Here is a 16,352-nt window from a genome sequence, read left to right as displayed (position 1 = left end):
AAAAGGCGGGCCGATAGGCCCGCCTTTTTCTTGTCCGCTCGGCGACGGCACGCTTCGCCGCGGCCATTTGCGGTGTCGCCCACTACGCGCGTCGCGGCAGGTATCGCGCGAACGCCGACGACCCTGCCATCACGGGCGCTGCACGCCGGCCGGCTATTTCTTCGCGTCGGCGGCCGGCTTGGCGGCGTCGGCGGCAGGCGCGAACGTCGTGCGGCAATCCACGCGGATCTGCGCGCCGCTGTCGCGCCAGTAGAAGGTGCTGCACTGGCGCGGGCCGTCCTGGGTGCGGTTCACGCCCACCGCGTAGAACGCCTGCGCGATCTCGCCGCGGCTGACCTGGCCGTCGGCGTTCCAGTCCATGTCGCTCTGTTCGATGCCCTGGGTGATGGCGATGCCCGCATACCAGGCGTAGCCGACCCAGGCCAGCACCAGGATCACCACCGCCAGCAGCACCTTGCGCCGGCGGGTGAAGCGGCCCTTGAGGATCATGCGATGCGCCGGATGGACGCGCCCAGCGCCCCCAGCTTCTCCTCGATGTTCTCGTAGCCACGGTCCAGGTGGTAGATGCGATCGATGGTGGTGTCGCCGTCGGCGACCAGCCCGGCCAGGATCAGCGAGGCCGAGGCGCGCAGGTCGGTGGCCATCACCGGTGCGCCGCTGAGCCGCTCGTTGCCGCGCACGATCGCGGTGTGGCCCTCGACCTGGATGTCCGCGCCCAGGCGCAGCAGTTCGTTGACGTGCATGAAACGGTTCTCGAAGATCGTCTCGTTGATCACGCCGACGCCGTCGGCCACGCAGTTGAGCGCCATGAACTGCGCCTGCATGTCGGTCGGGAACGCCGGGTACGGCGCGGTGGTCAGACTGACCGCGCGCGGGCGCTTGCCGTGCATGTCCAGGCGGATCCAGTCCGGTCCGGTCTCGATCGTGGCGCCGGCCTCGGCCAGCTTGTCGAGCACTGCGTCCAGCGTGTCGGCGCGCGCGCGGCGCACGGTGACGCTGCCGCCGGTCATCGCCGCGGCGACCAGGAAGGTGCCGGTCTCGATGCGGTCCGGCAGCACCGCGTGGCGGCCGCCGGACAGGCGCTCCACGCCCTGCACCACGATGCGCGAGGTGCCGGCGCCTTCGATCTTGGCGCCGAGCGCGATCAGGCAGTCTGCCAGGTCGGTGACTTCCGGCTCCATCGCCGCGTTCTCCAGCACCGTGGTGCCGTCGGCCAGGGCTGCAGCCATCAGCACATTCTCGGTGCCGGTGACGCTGACCATGTCGAACACGTAGCGGCCGCCCTTCAGCCGGCCGTTGCTGGTGGCCTTGATGTAGCCGTTCTCGACGCTGATCTCCGCGCCCAGCGCCTGCAGGCCCTTGATGTGCTGGTCCACCGGCCGCGAGCCGATCGCGCAGCCGCCGGGCAGCGACACTTCGGCCGCGCCGAACTTGGCCAGCAGCGGCCCCAGCACCAGGATCGAGGCGCGCATGGTGCGCACCAGCTCGTACGGCGCGACGTGCTGGTCGACCTTGCGCGGATCGACGGTGATCGCGCTGCCGCGCGCCAGGGTGCCTTCGTCGATGGTGACTTCGGCGCCCAGTTCGCCGAGCAGCTTCACCGTGGTGATCACGTCGTGCAGCTGCGGCACGTTGGTGATCTCCACCGGCGCATCGGCCAGCAACGTCGCGCACAGGATCGGCAGCACCGCGTTCTTGGCGCCGGAAATGTTCACTTCACCGTGCAGCGCATTGCCGCCGGTCACTACGATTTTGGCCATGGGTCTCGGGGGATCGGAATTCGAAGAGAAAGGAACGAAAGCGCGGCTCAGCCGGCCTGGTCGGGAGTCAGTGTGGTCAGCGCCAGCGCGTGGATCGCCCCGCCCATCAGCTCGCCCAGCGTCGCGTAGACCATGCGGTGGCGGGCCAGCGGCAGCTTGCCGGCGAAGGCCTCGCTGACCACGGTGGCCTCGAAATGCACGCCATCGTCGCCCTGCACCTGCACGCGCGCGCCAGGCAGGCCGGCCTCGATCAGTTTACGGATGGTTTCGGCGTCCAACGGGCTTTCCTATATAAAATGATCGGCCATTCTACCCTCCGACCGGCATCCGCATGGCTGTATCGCCCCTGTCCCCCGCTGCGATCGACGACGCCAGCCTGGTTGCCAGCGGCCGCCGCGTGGTCGAGATCGAGCAGGCCGCGCTGGGCGCGGTGGGCGCGCGCATCGGCGCCGAGTTCGCCGCCGCCTGCCGGCTGATCCTGGCCTCGCGCGGGCGCGTGGTCGCCACCGGCATGGGCAAGTCCGGGCACGTGGCGCGCAAGATCGCCGCGACCCTCGCCTCCACCGGCACCCCGGCGTTCTACGTGCACCCGGGCGAGGCCGGGCACGGCGACCTGGGCATGATCACCGATGCCGACGTGGTCCTGGCGCTGTCCTATTCCGGCGAATCCGACGAGATCCTGATGCTGCTGCCGGTGCTCAAGCGCCAGGGCAACGCGGTGATCGCGATGACCGGCCGCGCGCAGTCCACCCTGGCGCGCGAGGCCGACCTGCACCTGGACGTCAGCGTCCCGGCCGAGGCCTGCCCGCTGGACCTGGCGCCGACCTCCAGCACCACCGCCTCGCTGGCGCTGGGCGATGCGCTGGCGGTGGCGCTGCTGGACGCGCGCGGCTTCACCGCCGACGACTTCGCCCGCTCGCACCCGGCCGGCAGCCTCGGCCGGCGCCTGCTGCTGCACATCACCGACGTGATGCACGGCGGCGACGAGCTGCCGAGCGTGGGCGCGGACGCCAGCCTCAGCGAGGCGCTGGTGGAGATGAGCCGCAAGCGCCTGGGCATGACCGCGGTGGTCGACGGCGACGGCCGCCTGCTCGGCCTGTTCACCGACGGCGACCTGCGCCGCACCCTGGACAGCCCGCTGGACGTGCGCCAGACCCGCATCGCCGACGTGATGACCCGGCAGCCGCGCACCATCGGCGCCGACCAGCTCGCCGCCGAGGCCGCGCGGCTGATGGAAACCCACAAGATCAACGGCCTGATCGTGGTCGATGGCCAGGGCCGCGCGGTCGGCGCGCTCAACATTCACGACCTGTTGCGCGCCAGAGTGGTTTAACAGTCTGAACTTGTTCACCGCCTGCCGGCGCCCTGCGCCGCTGGCCCTGGCCGCTGGAAAGCCGGCCTCCCCGCCCCGATATAGCGAACGATGCCCTACTCCCCGCTGGCCGACCTTCCCGCCGACCTGATCGAACGCGCCGCGAAAATCCGCCTGGCGTGCTTCGACGTGGACGGCACGCTGACCGACGGCCGCCTGTACTACGACCGCGACGGCAACGAGAGCAAGGCGTTCAACGTGCTCGACGGCCAGGGCCTGGTGCAGTTGCGCCGGCACGGCATCGAGGTCGCCTTGATCACCGCGCGGCCCAGCCTGGCCGCGGAGAAGCGCGGCCAGGAACTGGGCCTGCTGGTGCAGATCGGGGTCAAGGACAAGCGCGCCGGGGTGCAGGCGCTGTGCGGCGAGCGCGGGCTGAGCCTGGACCAGGTGTGCTTCATGGGCGACGACCTGCCGGATCTTGCGCCGCTGCGCGTGGTCGGCCTGGCGGTGGCCCCGGCCAACGCGCACCCATGGACCGCCGAGCACGTGCACTGGCTGACCCGCGCCCGCGGCGGCGAAGGCGCCGCACGCGAACTGTGCGACGTGCTGCTGGCGGCGCAAGGCCACGTCCCCTCCCTGCTGCAGGAGCACGGCGCATGAGCTGGCGCACCTGGCTCGGCGGCCTGCTGCTGGTCGCGGCGCTGGTCAGCGGCTGGTCGGCCTGGCAGCAGCGCAGCAAGCGGGTGCCGACCGCGGATTCGGAGGCGCGCTCGGACTATATCGCGCACGATTTCCAGATCGTCACCCTGGACAAGCAGGGCAAGGAATCGATGACCCTGCGCGCGCCGCAGATGGAACGCAGCCGCGCCGACCAGACCATGGCGATCGAGACCCCGCTGTTCCTGCTGCCCGACGCCAACGGCCAGCACTGGGAGATGCGCGGCAAGACCGGCTGGGTCAGCGCCAACGGCGACGAACTGCGCCTGCGCGGCGACGTCGCCGGCGACAGCCCCAAGGTTCCCAGCATCCCGCCCACCACCTTCCGCACCCAGAGCCTGGACGTGTTCCCGAAGACCAGCACCGCGCGCACCGCCGATCCGGTCACCATGACCCGGCCCGGTATGATGCAGTCAGGCGTCGGCTTCGAGGTCGACTTGAAGTCCCGGCAGTACAAGCTCCTTTCCCAGGTCAAGACCCGCTATGAACCCAACGCTGCCCGCTAAGCTCGCGCTGCTCGCCCTGCTGCTGCCCGCCGTGGCGATGGCCAAGTCGACCGACCGCAATCAGCCGATGACGATCGAATCCAACGACCAGAGCGGCAACATGCTCGACGACGACGGCAAGATCCGTTACTCGGGCAATGTCGTGATCGTCCAGGGCACGCTGCAGATCCATGCCAGTACCGCCGACGTGTTCCGCAAGGCAGGCGATATCGACCGTGTCGTGCTGACCGGCAAGCAGGCCACGCTGAAGCAGGAACTGGACGATGGCTCGCCGATGGACGCCGTGGCCGACAACATCGACTACAAGGTCGGCACCGATACCGTGGTGCTGACCGGCAACTACCGCATGACCTCGCCCAAGGGCACCAACGCCGGCCAGCGCATGGTCTACAACACCAAGACCGGCGACATGCAGGGCGGCGGCGACGGCAGCCGCGTGCACACCGTGATCCAGCCGAAGAACCCGGCACCGGCCGCCGCGCCGGCCGCCGGCGCCAAGCCGGCGACCAAGCCTGCCGCCAAGCCGGCGGCGACGACGCCGGCCAAGCCCGCCACCCCGCCCAAGCAAGGGGGCCAGTGATGCTGCTCGCCGAAGGCCTGCGCAAGCGCTACAAGCAGCGCGAGGTCGTGCGCGAGTTCGCGCTGACCCTGGAAGCGGGCGAAGTGGTCGGCCTGCTCGGCCCCAACGGCGCCGGCAAGACCACCTGTTTCTACATGATCGTCGGCCTGGTCGAAGCAGATGCCGGGCGCATCGTGCTCGACGGCAACGACATCACCGCGCTGCCGATGTACAAGCGCGCCAAGCTCGGCGTCGGCTATCTGCCGCAGGAACCGTCGGTGTTCCGCAAGCTCAGCGTGGCCGACAACATCCGCCTGGTGCTGGAGCTGCGCGAGGACCTGGACGCGGCCGGCCAGGAACGCGAACTGGCCTCGCTGCTGGACGAACTGCAGATCGGCCACGTCGCCGAGCAGCTCGGCGCCAGCCTGTCCGGCGGCGAGCGCCGCCGCTGCGAGATCGCCCGCGCGCTGGCCGCCAAGCCGCGGCTGATGCTGCTCGACGAGCCCTTCGCCGGCGTCGACCCGATCTCGGTCGGCGAGATCCAGCGCATCGTCACCCACCTCAAGCAGCGCGGCATCGGCGTGCTCATCACCGACCACAACGTGCGCGAAACCTTGGGAATCTGCGACCGGGCGTATATCCTCAACGAGGGCAGCGTGTTGGCGCAGGGAGCGCCGGAAGCGTTGCTGGCCAATAGCGACGTACGCCGCGTCTACCTCGGGGAAACCTTCAGGCTGTGACCGCGCGGGCGTCCCGCAACGCCCTTTCCCGTTCGGTACAGGCATGAAAGCACGGTTGCAGACATCGCTGGGACAGCATCTGGTCATGACGCCGCAGTTGCGTCAGGCGATCAAGCTGTTGCAGATGTCCAGCGCCGAACTGGAAGTGGAGATCGCCGAGGCGGTGGAGAGCAATCCGCTGCTGGAATGGGCCGAAGACGCCGCGCCCACGCTCGATGTCGCCGGCGCCGGAGCCGGCAGCGCCGAAGGCGAGGCCGAGGTCGTGCCGCCGGCCGGCGATACGCTGGACAACGTCCCGCAGCACGACAGCGACGACTGGTCCGACGCCGAACCGGCCTGGAGCAGCGGCAGCGGCGGCTCCTTCGACGACGACGACGACATGGGCAGCGCCGCCGAGCGCGTCGCCGAACCCGACACGCTGATCGACCACCTGCTGTGGCAGTTGCACCTGTCGCACCTGTCGCCGCGCGACCGCAGCATCGGCGCGGCGCTGATCGACGCGCTCGACGACGACGGCTACCTGCGCGAACCGCTGGCCGCCATCGCCGAGACGCTGCTGCCGGACATCGTCGCCGCGGAAGAGGAAATCCTCACCGTGCTGCACCAGATCCAGCGCTTCGACCCGGTCGGCATCGCCGCGCGCACCCTGGGCGAATGCCTGAACCTGCAGCTGGACGTGCTGCCCGCGGACACGCCCGGGCTGGAGCTGGCGCGCACGATCGCCAACGGCCCGCTGGAGAAGCTGCCGCGCAGCGGCATCGCCGGCATCGCCCACGAACTCAAGCGTCCGGTCTCGGCGGTGGAGACCGCGGTCAATCTGCTGCGCTCGCTGGACCCGCGCCCGGGCAAGCAGGTCGGCGAACTCGCCGCCGACACCTACGTGGTGCCGGACTGCGTGATCTGGCGCCAGCGCGGCGTCTGGCATGCGGCGCTGGCCGGCCACGCGCGGCCCAAGGTCACCATCCACCGCGGCTACGAACAGCTGATCCGCCAGTGCGGCGAAAGCGACGCCGGCTACCTGCGCGGCCAGTTGCAGGAGGCGCGCTGGCTGCTGAAGAGCCTGGAGGCGCGCGGCGAGACCCTGCTCAAGGTGACCCGCTGCCTGCTGCGCCAGCAGGCCGGTTTCCTCGAATTCGGCGAGCAGGCGCTGCGCCCGCTGACCCTGCGCGAGATCGCCGGCGAACTGGGCCTGCACGAGAGCACCATCTCCCGCGCCATCGCCCGCAAGTACGTGCGTACCCCGCGTGGCACCATCCCGCTACGCGCCTTCTTCGCCTCCGGCATCGACACCGACAGCGGCGGCGAGGCCTCCAGCACCGCCATTCAGGCGATGATCCGGCGCCTGATCGAGGCCGAGAACCCGCGCAAGCCGCTTTCTGACGCCAAGCTGGCCGACCTGCTGAAAAGCGCCGGCGTGCCGGTGGCGCGGCGCACGGTTGCGAAGTATCGTGAGGCCATGAACATTTCCGCTTCCCACGAACGCGTCCGCATCGGTTGAGCGGTTGAGCGTCGGCGGCAGCGGCAATGGTTCATAGGTGAATCCCGAACCAAGGAGTATCCGATGCGTATCGAGACCTACGGCCAGCAGATCGAAGTCACCCCCGCCTTGCGCGAATACGTGGAGACCAAGCTGCAGCGGCTGAAGCGGCATTACGAGGAAACCATCGAGGTCCGCGCCCAGCTGGCGCTGCGCAAGCCCGACCACCACGTCGAGGCCACCGTCAACGTTCCCGGCCGCACCCTGCACGCCGATGCCAGCGCGCAGACCATGTACGCGGCGATCGACCTGCTCGCCGACAAGCTCGACCGGCTGATCATCAAGCACAAGGAAAAGAAACAGGACCACCATGCCGCCGAGGTGCGCGACAATATCGTGTGATCCCGCACACGCCGCTTCCGCCATGCCGTTGACCGATCCATGCCTCTGACCGAGCTGTTAGCGGCCGTCCGCACCCAGGTGCTGCCGGCCGCCGATCGCGACACCCTGCTGCGCACCGCCGCCGGCCTGCTGGCCTGTCCGCAGGCCGGTTTCGACGAACTGTTCGCCAGCCTGCGCGAGCGCGAGCAGCTCGGCAGCACCGCCATCGGCCATGGCATCGCCATCCCGCACGGCCGCGCCCCGCACCTGGACGCCCCGCGCGGCGCCTTGCTGCGGCTGGACCAGCCGATCGACTTCGACGGCCAAGGCGCGCAGGTCGACCTGATCTTCGCGATGGCCGTGCCGGCGCACTACACCCACCAACACCTGATGCTGCTGTCGGAACTGGCCGAACAGTTCTCCGACGAGGGCTTCCGCGAGGCGCTGCGCCGCGCCCCCGACGCCGCCGCGCTGCACGACCTGCTCGGCGGCACGCCCCAGGCCAGCGCCGCATGAGCATGAACACCAGCATCACCGCGCGCGAACTGTTCGACCAGCAACGCGACCGGCTCGGCCTGCGCTGGCTGGCCGGGCAGAAGGGCGAACACCGCGAGCTGGAAGCCGGCAACGCGGTGTCGCGGCGCCCGTCGCTGGCCGGCTATCTCAATACGATCTACCCGAACAAGGTGCAGATCCTCGGCACCGAGGAACTGGCCTGGCTGGATTCGCTGGATTCGCGCCAGCGCTGGGAGACCATCGAGAAGATCGTGCAGGTGCGGCCGCTGGCGCTGGTCATCACCAAGAACCAGTCGTGCCCGGAAGACCTGCGCGCGGCCGCCGACGAATCCGATACGCCGCTGTGGGTTTCGCCCAAGCGCGGCCACGAACTGCTCAACCACCTCTCCTATCACCTGGCGCGCACGCTGGCGCCGCGGGTGATCCTGCACGGGGTGTTCATGGAGATCTACTCGATCGGCGTGCTGATCACCGGCGAGGCCGGCTCCGGCAAGAGCGAGCTGGCGCTGGAACTGCTCAGCCGCGGCCATCGGCTGGTCGCCGACGACGCCCCCGAATTCACCCAGATCGCGCCCGACGTGCTCGACGGCACCTGCCCGGAACTGCTGCAGGACCTGCTGGAAGTGCGCGGCCTGGGCGTGCTCAACGTGCGCGACATGTTCGGCGACACCGCTGTAAAGAAGAACAAGTATCTTCGCCTGATCGTGCACCTGACCCGGCCCATGACCGAACCGACCCCGCATGGCTACGAGCGCCTGACCGGCGATTCCGGCACCCGCCACGTACTCGACCTGGACGTGCCGCTGATCACCCTGCCGGTGATGCCCGGGCGCAACCTGGCGGTGCTGACCGAGGCGGCCACGCGCCTGCACATCCTGCGCACCAAGGGCATCGACCCGGCGGCGATGTTCATCGCCCGCCACAGCAACCTGCTCGAACGGCGCAGCCCATGAACGCGGTGGCGAACACCTCCACCCTGGTGATCGTCAGCGGCCTGTCCGGCTCCGGCAAATCGGTGGCGCTGAAGACCTTCGAGGACCTGGACTACTACTGCGTCGACAACCTGCCGGTGGAACTGCTGCCGGCCTTCGTCAAGAGCCTGGTGCGCGACGACGTCGGCCCCGGCAAGCTGGCGGTGGGCATCGACGTGCGCAGCCGCCACAGCGACCTGGCGCAGCTGTCGCGCTGGCGCGAGGCGGTGGCGCAGTTCGGCCTGGACGCGCGGCTGCTGTTCTTCGACGCCACCGACGAAGCGCTGATCAAGCGCTATGCCGACACCCGCCGCCGGCATCCGCTGTCGCACCTGGGCCTGTCGCTGCCCGAGGCGATCGAGCGCGAGCGCGCGTTGACCGAACCGCTGCGGCGCGAGGCCGACGCGGTGATCGACACCAGCACGCTCAACGTGCACCAGCTGCGCCGGCGGGTGACCACCGAATTCGCGCTGACCCACGAGAACAGCCTGTCGCTGCTGTTCGAATCCTTCGCCTACAGGCGCGGCGTCCCGGCCGAAGCCGACTTCGTGTTCGACGCGCGGGTGCTGCCCAATCCGCACTGGGATCCGGAACTGCGCCCGCTGACCGGCCGCGACAGCGGCGTGCGCGACTACCTGGATGCGCAGCCGGACGTGCAGCAGTACACCGCGCAGATCATCGGCTTCCTCGACACCTGGCTGCCGCGACTGCGCAACGACACCCGCAGCTACGTCACCATCGCCTTCGGCTGCACCGGCGGCAAGCACCGCTCGGTCTACCTGGCCGAACGCCTGGCCCGCCACGCGCGCGAACAGGGCTGGCCGGAAGTGGCGACGTTTCATCGGGAGCAGGATTGAGTGGGGCCGGGACTCGGGACTTGGGACTGGGGACTCGGAAAAGCGCGGCGACACCGGTTCGTTGATCCCTCCCGTGGCGCATTGAACAGCGGCTTCGTTGATGGCGCCGGTCCGCAGACAACGCCCGCACTCGCGATCGGGTCCCGAGTCCCCGGTCCCGAGTCCCGAGCCATTCCCTGCCCCCTCCCCGACCTGTTAACGTTCGCCCATGGCCTGTGGCATTCTCCTGATCACTCATCCCGGTGTCGGCGCGTCGTTGTTGAGCGTGGCGACCGGATTGTTGCGGCAATTGCCGCTGAAGACCGAAGCGTTCGAAGTGCCGCTGGATGCCGATCTGGACGCGTTGCTGCCGCATGCGTCGGCGGCGTTGCGGCGGGTCGACAACGGCGACGGCGTGCTGGTCGTCACCGACCTGTACGGCGCCAGCCCGAGCAACCTGGCGACGAAACTCGCGCGCCTGGGCACGCCGGTACGGCGCGTCTCGGCGCTGAGCCTGCCGATGCTGCTGCGGATCATGAACTACCCCGAGCAGGGGTTGGACCAGTTGCCCGCGACCGCGGCGGCCGGCTCGCGCAACGGAGTGGTGATCGACGATGCTTGAACGCGAACTCATCGTATCCAACCGCCTGGGCCTGCATGCGCGCGCGACCGCCAAGCTGGTGCAGACGCTGTCCTCGTTCCGCTGCAACGCCACGCTGGCGGCCAAGGGCCGCGAGGTCAACGCCAAGAGCATCATGGGCGTGATGCTGTTGGCCGCCGCGCAGGGCACGCCGGTGACGGTGCGGGTGGACGGCGCCGACGAAGCCGACGCGCTGGAGGCCGTGGTCGGCCTGTTCGAGCGGCGCTTCGACGAGGACAGCTGAGCATGCGGCGCCGGCCGCCGCGCGCCACGACGCCGTCGCGCCGACGCGGGTGCGCGCGGTGAGCCTGCGCATCGCCGGCCATGGCGCCTCGCGCGGCAACGCGCTGGGCCGCGCGCGCGTGCGCCTGCCGCATGCGCTGGACGTGGCCGAACAGCGCATCGGCGCGGCGCAGGTGCCGGAAGAACTGGAACGCCTGCACCTGGCGGTGAACGCCGCGCGCGAGGAGATGCACGGCCTGCGCCAGCGCCTGCACGGCGCGCTGGCCAAGGAGGTCGGCGAGTTCCTCGACCTGCACGCGCTGCTGCTCGACGACCCGGAACTGCTGCACGGCCTGGACGAACTGATCCGCACCGGCCGCTACAGCGCCGACTACGCGCTGCGCCTGCAGCGCGACCGCCTGGCGACCGTGTTCGACGACATGGAAGACGCCTACCTGAAAAGCCGCATGGACGATCTGGACCATGTGATCGGGCGCATCCACGCGTTCCTGCAGAAGCGCCAGCCCGACAGCGCCGGCCTGGCCGGCGAGATCCTGGTGTGCGAGAACGTGGCGCCGTCGGAACTGGCGCAGCTGCAGGCGCAGGGCGTGGTCGGCATCGTCACCAGCGCCGGCAGCGCGCTGTCGCACAGCGCGATCCTGGCGCGCAGCCTGCACCTGCCGCTGGTGGTCGGCGTCGCCGATGCGCTGCAGAAGATCAACGACGGCGACGTGCTGATCGTCGACGGCGTGCAGGGCGCGGTGATCGTCGAGCCCACGCCCGAGGACCTGCACGACTACCGCAACCGCGTGCGCGACCAGGCCAAGCTGCAGCGCGGGCTCGGCAAGCTGCGCTCCAAGCCCAGCCGCACCCGCGACGGCGTGGACATCGTGCTGCTGGCCAACGCCGAGTCGCGCGAAGACGTGGCCCGCGCGCATGCGCTCGGCGCCGACGGCCTGGGCCTGTACCGCACCGAATTCCTGTTCCTGCAGCGCGACGCGTTACCCGACGAGGAAGAACAGTTCCGCACCTACCGCGACGCGGTGCTGGGCATGAGCGGGCGGCCGGTGACCATCCGCACCCTGGACCTGGGCGCAGACAAGGCCGACCGCACCGGCCTGACCATGAGCAACGAACAGAACCCGGCGCTGGGCCTGCGCGGCGTGCGCCTGTCGCTGGCCAAGCCCAAGGTCTCGGACACGCAGCTGCGCGCGCTGCTGCGCGCCTCCGGCTACGGCCCGGTGCGCGTGCTGCTGCCGATGATCAGCGCGCGCGAGGAGATCATGGCGATGCGCCGGCATCTCAAGCGCATCGCCGCGCAGTTGCGCCGCGAGGGCCATGCCATCGCCGAGCAGGTGCAGGTCGGCGCGATGATCGAGGTGCCGGCCGCGGCGATCGCGCTGGACACCTTCATCGACGCCATCGACTTCCTGTCCATCGGCACCAACGACCTGGTGCAGTACCTGCTCGCCGCCGACCGCAACAACGAGGCGCTGGGCGAGCTGTACTCGCCGCTGCACCCGGCGGTGCTGCGCTTGATCGCGCAGGTGATCGCCACCGGCCAGGCCCACGCCAAGCCGGTGGCGGTGTGCGGCGAGATCGCCGGCGACCCGGCGCTGACGCCGATCCTGCTGGCGCTGGGCCTGCGCGAGTTCAGCCTGCACCCGGCGACGATGCTGGAAGTGCGCCGGGTGATCCGCGACACCGACCTGCAGGCGCTGCGCCTGCGCGGCGCCAAGCTGCTGCAGGCGCGGGATCGGAAGGGAATCGAGCGCTGGTTGGCTGGTTGAGTCGGGACCGGGGACCGGGGACCAGGGACCCGGAAAAGCAACAGCAAAAACAAAGCGGATTCGTCGGATGCGATGCGACGACCGATTGCCTCGCTTCGGCGACGCTTTGCATGGAGGCATGGCCTCTTGCCGCAGTACAGAGAATGCATGCGCGCGCGATCATCCCCCGGGTCCCCGGTCCCTGGTCCCCCACCGCTGTGCTTCCCGCAACATGCAAGCGATAATGTTGCGATGAACATCTGACCGACCGCGTCCTTCGGCGCGCGGCCTTCCACTTTCAGGAGCAGCGCATGGCCGATGCCGTCCGCCACGACAAGACCGCGCGGCAGCTGCGTTTGCTGTCCGATGCGCTGGACAGCGGGCGCCTGGGCCCGGTGCGGCGGCTGGTCAATACGCTGGCGCCGGCCGAGATCGGCAACCTGCTGGAGTCGCTGCCGCTGGGCAAGCGCGTGGTGGTGTGGGGCCTGGTCGATCCGGAAGACGACGGCGAGGTGCTGCTGCACGTCGGCGAGGAAGTGCGCGAGAGCCTGCTCGCGGACATGGACCCGGACGAGATCATCGCCGCGGTCGAAGACCTCGACATCGACGACCTGGCCAACCTGGTCGAGGACCTGCCCGACACGGTCATCGACGAAGTGCTCAAGTCGATGGACCGCGAGAACCGCGAGCGCCTGGAGCAGGTGCTGTCCTATCCCGAGGACAGCGCCGGGCGCCTGATGAACCCGGACGTGGTCACCGTGCGCGCCGACGTCAACGTCGACGTGGTGCTGCGCTACCTGCGCCTGCGCGGCGAACTGCCGGACCACACCGATCACCTGTTCGTGGTCAGCCGCCGCCACCAGTACCTGGGCCGGGTGTCGCTGGCCGCGCTGGTCACGCACGAGGATTCCACCCCGATCAACCGGCTGATCGACGACGAACAGCCGGCCATCGACGTGGGCGAAGGCGCCGACGAGGTCGCGCGGCAATTCTCCGACCACGACTGGATCTCCGCGCCGGTGGTGGACGACAACAATATCCTGCTCGGCCGCATCACCATCGACGACGTGGTCGACATCATCCGCGACCAGGCCGAGCACCAGGCGATGAGCGCCGCCGGCCTGGACGAGGACGAGGACATGTTCAGCCCGGTGCGGCGCGCGTTCCGGCGCCGCCTGCTGTGGCTGACCATCAACCTCGGCACCGCGTTCATCGCCTCCAGCGTGGTCAGCCAGTTCGAGGGCACCATTTCCAAGCTGGTGGCGCTGGCCGCGCTGATGCCGATCGTCGCCGGCATGGGCGGCAACGCCGGCACCCAGGTGCTGGCGCTGATGGTGCGCGGCCTGGCGCTGGGCCAGATCGGCGCCTCCAACGTCACCGTGCTGCTGCGCAAGGAGCTGGCGGTGGCGCTGATCAACGGCGTGGCGCTGGGCATCGGCCTGGGCCTGATCGTGTGGGCCTGGTTCGGCCAGCCGCTGCTGTCGCTGGTGATCGGCTCGGCGCTGACCATCAACCTGCTCACCGCCGCGCTCGGCGGCGTGCTGGTGCCGCTGACGCTCAAGCGCCTGGGCTTCGATCCGGCGCTGGCCGGCGGGGTGATCCTGACCACGCTGACCGACGTGATGGGCTTCCTCAGCTTCCTCGGCCTGGCGACGCTGGTGCTGCTGTAGGCCAAGCGCGGCCTCTGCCTCTGCATGGCCGAGAAGTCCGCTGCATCCGCCGCTCGCACACGGGTGCCGATGCGTTCGCTTGCGCTTGCCGACTGCGCGAAGACGGCGCCGGCGCGCGTGCGAAAAGAGGAAGGCCCAGCGGCCCGCGCCTGACTGGCGCATGTCCGGGCCCGGCGCTGGCGGCACGGCGCTCTGTCGCGCAAGGGCCGGGACGCCGATACTGGGGGTTCACACCGCCGAGGGCCGCCCATGTCCATGCGTTCGTTGCTGATCCTGCTGTGCCTGTCGATGGTCGGTTGCAGCAGCCTGCCCAGCGACCCGGCCAGCGGCCACTTCGTATCCCGCCAGCTGACCGTGGACGGGCGCCTGTACCGCTACCAGGTGTTCGTGCCGGCGCCACCGCATCGCCAGGGCCCGGTGCCGGTGGTGCTGTTCCTGCACGGGTCCGGCGAGCGCGGCAGCGACGGCAAGCAGCAGGCCGATGCGGGCGTGGGCCCGTACCTGCGCCGCCACCTGGGCGACTTCCCGGCGCTGGTGGTGATGCCGCAGGTTCCGGAGGACCAGGAGTGGAACGGGGTCAACGCGACCATGGCGCTGCAGGCGCTGGACGCGGCCAGCGCCGAATTCGGCGCCGATCCGCAACGTACCTACCTGACCGGCATGTCGATGGGCGGTTACGGCACCTGGGAAATCGCGCTGCAGCAGCCGCAGCGCTTCGCCGCGCTGGTACCGATCTGCGGCGCGATCCTGTCCCCGCACGAGGACCGCGAATATCTGGTGGTCACCCCGGTGGCGGAACTTCCCGATCCCTACACCGCACTGGCCGAACGCCTGCAGCGGATTCCGGTATGGATCTTTCACGGTGCGCAGGACGACGTGGTGCTGCCGCACGACGACCGCAAGATCTATCGCGCGTTCAAGAACCTGGAGGCCGACGTGCACTACACCGAATATCCGGACGGCAACCACAACGCCTGGGACGCCACCTACCGCGACCCGAAGATGTGGCAATGGCTGTTCGCGCAGAAGCGCGGCGCCGACACCGCCGACGCGGCGCCGGAAACCGCGACTGGCGGCAGCTGAGCCGGCGCACGGACCGGCACGGCTTCCGGTCCTTTACTCCTGTAGGAGCGGCTTCAGCCGCGACAGAAAGCCACAGCACAGAGGCAGCGTCCGGGCCGAAACTGCACCTGCCGCTGCCGCTGCCAGCACCGAGCCAGGCGAAGGCAGGACAGCAGAAGCCAGTTGCTGCGCATCCTCGGCGGTGCGGCAGCCACCCGCACGGCAAAACCGCGTACAGTCCGCGCTCGTTTCTTCCCGGGCCGCCCATGGCAACCGACACCGCTTTCGCGCAGGCCGACGTCCTCGAACGGCTGCAGCGCCTGGACCCGAGCGTCGCCGAGCTTGCCGGTGCCGCGATTCCGCCGTTGCTGATCGCCACCTCCGACCCCGCCGCACCCTGGCAGCTCAGCGAGACCGGGCAATGGCTGCTGCAGGTGCTCAAGGCCAGGCAGGCGCTGGCGCAGGCCGCACACGCCACCACGCTGTCCGCCGACGCATTGCGCCGCGACCAGAAGTTCGCGCCGCCCGGACGGCCGTCGCTGCACATCGTGCAGTTGCGCCAGCAGCAGGCGGCGGCGCAGCAGGCGACGCGGCGCGCGAAACAGGACTTCGCACAGGCCGCGGCCGGCTTCGCGCGCAGCGCGGCGCTGTCGCTGCCGGCCAAGCCGAGCCTGAGCGATGTCCTGCAGCGCTGGATCGACAGGTATGTGTCTTAGTGGCGGGGATTGGGGATTGGGGATTGGGGATTGGGGATTGGGGATTGGGGATTGGGGATTGGCAGAAGCGTGGCCGGGTCGATCATTGCATTGCAATGCGCACTCGTAGCCTAACCACAGCACTGGTACTCACTTTTCCGGGGTAGGCGGGGTACGCCAGGCGATGGCGCGCGCAACATGCACTCGCAGCGCGTGCACAACAGTGGCACCGGCTTTTCCTGGAGTCGGCAGGAGCGGTTGCGGGAGATTGCCGCATGCAACGTATGCCGACGCACCCGCAGCCCTGACGTACGCTTTTCCGACTCCCCGGTCGCCGCTTCGCTGCTGCCTCGCTGCTGAACGCCGCCGCGCGCAAACGCCGCGCAATGCCCCGGACGCCAAGCCGGCGGCGACCGGCTTGCTATCCTTGCCGGCCCGTTCTCCCCGCGGTTGCACGCGCCGAATCGCCCCCATGTCCGTCCTTTCCCACGCGTACACCGCGGACCGCAATCCTGTCCG

18 protein-coding genes and 1 pseudogene are annotated in these 16,352 nt (G+C 69.7%); 16 read left to right on the top strand and 3 right to left on the bottom strand.

Annotation, left to right across the window (positions count from 1 at the left end; all coding sequences use genetic code 11):
* Positions 1 to 153 precede the first annotated feature (153 nt).
* Genes J2Y70_RS12980 through J2Y70_RS12970 form a run of 3 tightly spaced genes read right to left on the bottom strand, consistent with a single transcriptional unit; the run spans position 154 to position 2,038 of the window.
* Positions 154 to 489 (bottom strand): EF-hand domain-containing protein, encoded by a 336-nt coding sequence (locus J2Y70_RS12980; protein WP_309918121.1) that lies wholly within the window; start codon positions 487 to 489, stop codon positions 154 to 156.
* Positions 486 to 1,760 (bottom strand): UDP-N-acetylglucosamine 1-carboxyvinyltransferase, encoded by a 1,275-nt coding sequence (gene murA, locus J2Y70_RS12975; RefSeq protein WP_263395235.1) that lies wholly within the window; start codon positions 1,758 to 1,760, stop codon positions 486 to 488. The genes J2Y70_RS12980 and murA overlap by 4 nt, the downstream gene beginning before the upstream one ends.
* Before the next feature lie 47 nt (positions 1,761 to 1,807).
* On the bottom strand, positions 1,808 to 2,038 hold the full coding sequence (locus J2Y70_RS12970; protein WP_185815732.1) for a BolA family protein: 231 nt from the start codon (positions 2,036 to 2,038) through the stop codon (positions 1,808 to 1,810).
* A gap of 53 nt (positions 2,039 to 2,091) precedes the next feature.
* On the opposite strand from J2Y70_RS12970, the gene J2Y70_RS12965 reads away from it, so the two are divergent.
* The 16 genes and pseudogenes from J2Y70_RS12965 to J2Y70_RS12890 all read left to right on the top strand — a co-directional run bounded on the left by J2Y70_RS12965 (position 2,092) and on the right by J2Y70_RS12890 (position 15,854).
* A complete protein-coding gene (locus J2Y70_RS12965) occupies positions 2,092 to 3,093 on the top strand; it encodes a KpsF/GutQ family sugar-phosphate isomerase (RefSeq protein WP_309918114.1) in 1,002 nt (333 codons plus the stop codon).
* 90 nt (positions 3,094 to 3,183) lie between these two features.
* On the top strand, positions 3,184 to 3,732 hold the full coding sequence (locus J2Y70_RS12960; protein ID WP_309918111.1) for an HAD hydrolase family protein: 549 nt from the start codon (positions 3,184 to 3,186) through the stop codon (positions 3,730 to 3,732).
* Positions 3,729 to 4,295, top strand: a complete 567-nt coding sequence (gene lptC / locus J2Y70_RS12955) for an LPS export ABC transporter periplasmic protein LptC (protein WP_309918107.1) — start codon at positions 3,729 to 3,731, stop codon at positions 4,293 to 4,295. Before J2Y70_RS12960 ends, lptC begins: the two co-directional genes overlap by 4 nt.
* The gene (gene lptA, locus J2Y70_RS12950; RefSeq protein WP_309918103.1) at positions 4,273 to 4,875 is read left to right on the top strand and encodes a lipopolysaccharide transport periplasmic protein LptA; all 603 of its coding nucleotides are present in this window, start codon (positions 4,273 to 4,275) and stop codon (positions 4,873 to 4,875) included. Before lptC ends, lptA begins: the two co-directional genes overlap by 23 nt.
* Positions 4,875 to 5,594, top strand: a complete 720-nt coding sequence (gene lptB, locus J2Y70_RS12945; RefSeq protein ID WP_263395240.1) for an LPS export ABC transporter ATP-binding protein — start codon at positions 4,875 to 4,877, stop codon at positions 5,592 to 5,594. The genes lptA and lptB overlap by 1 nt, the downstream gene beginning before the upstream one ends.
* A 43-nt stretch (positions 5,595 to 5,637) precedes the next feature.
* On the top strand, positions 5,638 to 7,092 hold the full coding sequence (locus J2Y70_RS12940) for an RNA polymerase factor sigma-54 (protein ID WP_309918099.1): 1,455 nt from the start codon (positions 5,638 to 5,640) through the stop codon (positions 7,090 to 7,092).
* Positions 7,093 to 7,155: 63 nt separating this feature from the next.
* Positions 7,156 to 7,473, top strand: a complete 318-nt coding sequence (gene raiA, locus J2Y70_RS12935) for a ribosome-associated translation inhibitor RaiA (RefSeq protein WP_003478125.1) — start codon at positions 7,156 to 7,158, stop codon at positions 7,471 to 7,473.
* 39 nt (positions 7,474 to 7,512) lie between these two features.
* Positions 7,513 to 7,968, top strand: a complete 456-nt coding sequence (locus J2Y70_RS12930; protein WP_263395242.1) for a PTS sugar transporter subunit IIA — start codon at positions 7,513 to 7,515, stop codon at positions 7,966 to 7,968.
* Positions 7,969 to 7,970: 2 nt separating this feature from the next.
* Complete coding sequence (hprK, locus tag J2Y70_RS12925) at positions 7,971 to 8,921, top strand: HPr(Ser) kinase/phosphatase (protein ID WP_145703465.1); 951 nt, start codon at positions 7,971 to 7,973, stop codon at positions 8,919 to 8,921.
* On the top strand, positions 8,918 to 9,796 hold the full coding sequence (gene rapZ / locus J2Y70_RS12920; protein ID WP_263395243.1) for an RNase adapter RapZ: 879 nt from the start codon (positions 8,918 to 8,920) through the stop codon (positions 9,794 to 9,796). The genes hprK and rapZ overlap by 4 nt, the downstream gene beginning before the upstream one ends.
* Positions 9,797 to 10,004: 208 nt before the next feature.
* Positions 10,005 to 10,397: a PTS sugar transporter subunit IIA gene (locus J2Y70_RS12915; RefSeq protein ID WP_263395244.1), complete on the top strand. Its 393-nt coding sequence runs from the start codon at positions 10,005 to 10,007 to the stop codon at positions 10,395 to 10,397.
* Positions 10,390 to 10,659 carry an HPr family phosphocarrier protein gene (locus J2Y70_RS12910; protein ID WP_009591660.1) on the top strand — a complete coding sequence of 90 codons (270 nt, stop codon included), beginning with the start codon at positions 10,390 to 10,392 and terminating at the stop codon, positions 10,657 to 10,659. Before J2Y70_RS12915 ends, J2Y70_RS12910 begins: the two co-directional genes overlap by 8 nt.
* A gap of 58 nt (positions 10,660 to 10,717) precedes the next feature.
* Positions 10,718 to 12,424: pseudogene (gene ptsP / locus J2Y70_RS12905) on the top strand (phosphoenolpyruvate--protein phosphotransferase); the annotation flags it as partial.
* 293 nt (positions 12,425 to 12,717) lie between these two features.
* Positions 12,718 to 14,076, top strand: coding sequence for a magnesium transporter (gene mgtE, locus J2Y70_RS12900; RefSeq protein WP_263395246.1), 1,359 nt, complete (start codon positions 12,718 to 12,720; stop codon positions 14,074 to 14,076).
* Between the two features lie 249 nt (positions 14,077 to 14,325).
* Positions 14,326 to 15,159, top strand: coding sequence for a prolyl oligopeptidase family serine peptidase (locus tag J2Y70_RS12895; protein ID WP_309918089.1), 834 nt, complete (start codon positions 14,326 to 14,328; stop codon positions 15,157 to 15,159).
* A gap of 245 nt (positions 15,160 to 15,404) precedes the next feature.
* Positions 15,405 to 15,854, top strand: a complete 450-nt coding sequence (locus J2Y70_RS12890) for a hypothetical protein (protein ID WP_309918086.1) — start codon at positions 15,405 to 15,407, stop codon at positions 15,852 to 15,854.
* The last annotated feature ends 498 nt before the right edge of the window (positions 15,855 to 16,352 follow it).

Source organism: Xanthomonas sp. 1678, from assembly GCF_031455575.1.
Classification (GTDB): domain Bacteria; phylum Pseudomonadota; class Gammaproteobacteria; order Xanthomonadales; family Xanthomonadaceae; genus Xanthomonas_A.
The sequence above is the reverse complement of the archived record's forward strand: the minus strand, read 5'-3'. Positions and strand labels throughout refer to the sequence as shown.

Excerpts from the sequence above, each read along its gene's own strand:
- J2Y70_RS12980 (WP_309918121.1), bottom strand. The coding sequence starts at position 489 with ATGATCCTCAAGGGCCGCTTCACCCGCCGGCGCAAGGTGCTGCTGGCG.
- murA (WP_263395235.1), bottom strand. The coding sequence starts at position 1,760 with ATGGCCAAAATCGTAGTGACCGGCGGCAATGCGCTGCACGGTGAAGTG.
- J2Y70_RS12965 (WP_309918114.1), top strand. The coding sequence starts at position 2,092 with ATGGCTGTATCGCCCCTGTCCCCCGCTGCGATCGACGACGCCAGCCTG.
- J2Y70_RS12960 (WP_309918111.1), top strand. The coding sequence starts at position 3,184 with ATGCCCTACTCCCCGCTGGCCGACCTTCCCGCCGACCTGATCGAACGC.
- lptC (WP_309918107.1), top strand. The coding sequence starts at position 3,729 with ATGAGCTGGCGCACCTGGCTCGGCGGCCTGCTGCTGGTCGCGGCGCTG.
- lptA (WP_309918103.1), top strand. The coding sequence starts at position 4,273 with ATGAACCCAACGCTGCCCGCTAAGCTCGCGCTGCTCGCCCTGCTGCTG.
- lptB (WP_263395240.1), top strand. The coding sequence starts at position 4,875 with ATGCTGCTCGCCGAAGGCCTGCGCAAGCGCTACAAGCAGCGCGAGGTC.
- J2Y70_RS12940 (WP_309918099.1), top strand. The coding sequence starts at position 5,638 with ATGAAAGCACGGTTGCAGACATCGCTGGGACAGCATCTGGTCATGACG.
- raiA (WP_003478125.1), top strand. The coding sequence starts at position 7,156 with ATGCGTATCGAGACCTACGGCCAGCAGATCGAAGTCACCCCCGCCTTG.
- J2Y70_RS12930 (WP_263395242.1), top strand. The coding sequence starts at position 7,513 with ATGCCTCTGACCGAGCTGTTAGCGGCCGTCCGCACCCAGGTGCTGCCG.
- hprK (WP_145703465.1), top strand. The coding sequence starts at position 7,971 with ATGAACACCAGCATCACCGCGCGCGAACTGTTCGACCAGCAACGCGAC.
- rapZ (WP_263395243.1), top strand. The coding sequence starts at position 8,918 with ATGAACGCGGTGGCGAACACCTCCACCCTGGTGATCGTCAGCGGCCTG.
- J2Y70_RS12915 (WP_263395244.1), top strand. The coding sequence starts at position 10,005 with ATGGCCTGTGGCATTCTCCTGATCACTCATCCCGGTGTCGGCGCGTCG.
- J2Y70_RS12910 (WP_009591660.1), top strand. The coding sequence starts at position 10,390 with ATGCTTGAACGCGAACTCATCGTATCCAACCGCCTGGGCCTGCATGCG.
- mgtE (WP_263395246.1), top strand. The coding sequence starts at position 12,718 with ATGGCCGATGCCGTCCGCCACGACAAGACCGCGCGGCAGCTGCGTTTG.
- J2Y70_RS12895 (WP_309918089.1), top strand. The coding sequence starts at position 14,326 with ATGTCCATGCGTTCGTTGCTGATCCTGCTGTGCCTGTCGATGGTCGGT.
- J2Y70_RS12890 (WP_309918086.1), top strand. The coding sequence starts at position 15,405 with ATGGCAACCGACACCGCTTTCGCGCAGGCCGACGTCCTCGAACGGCTG.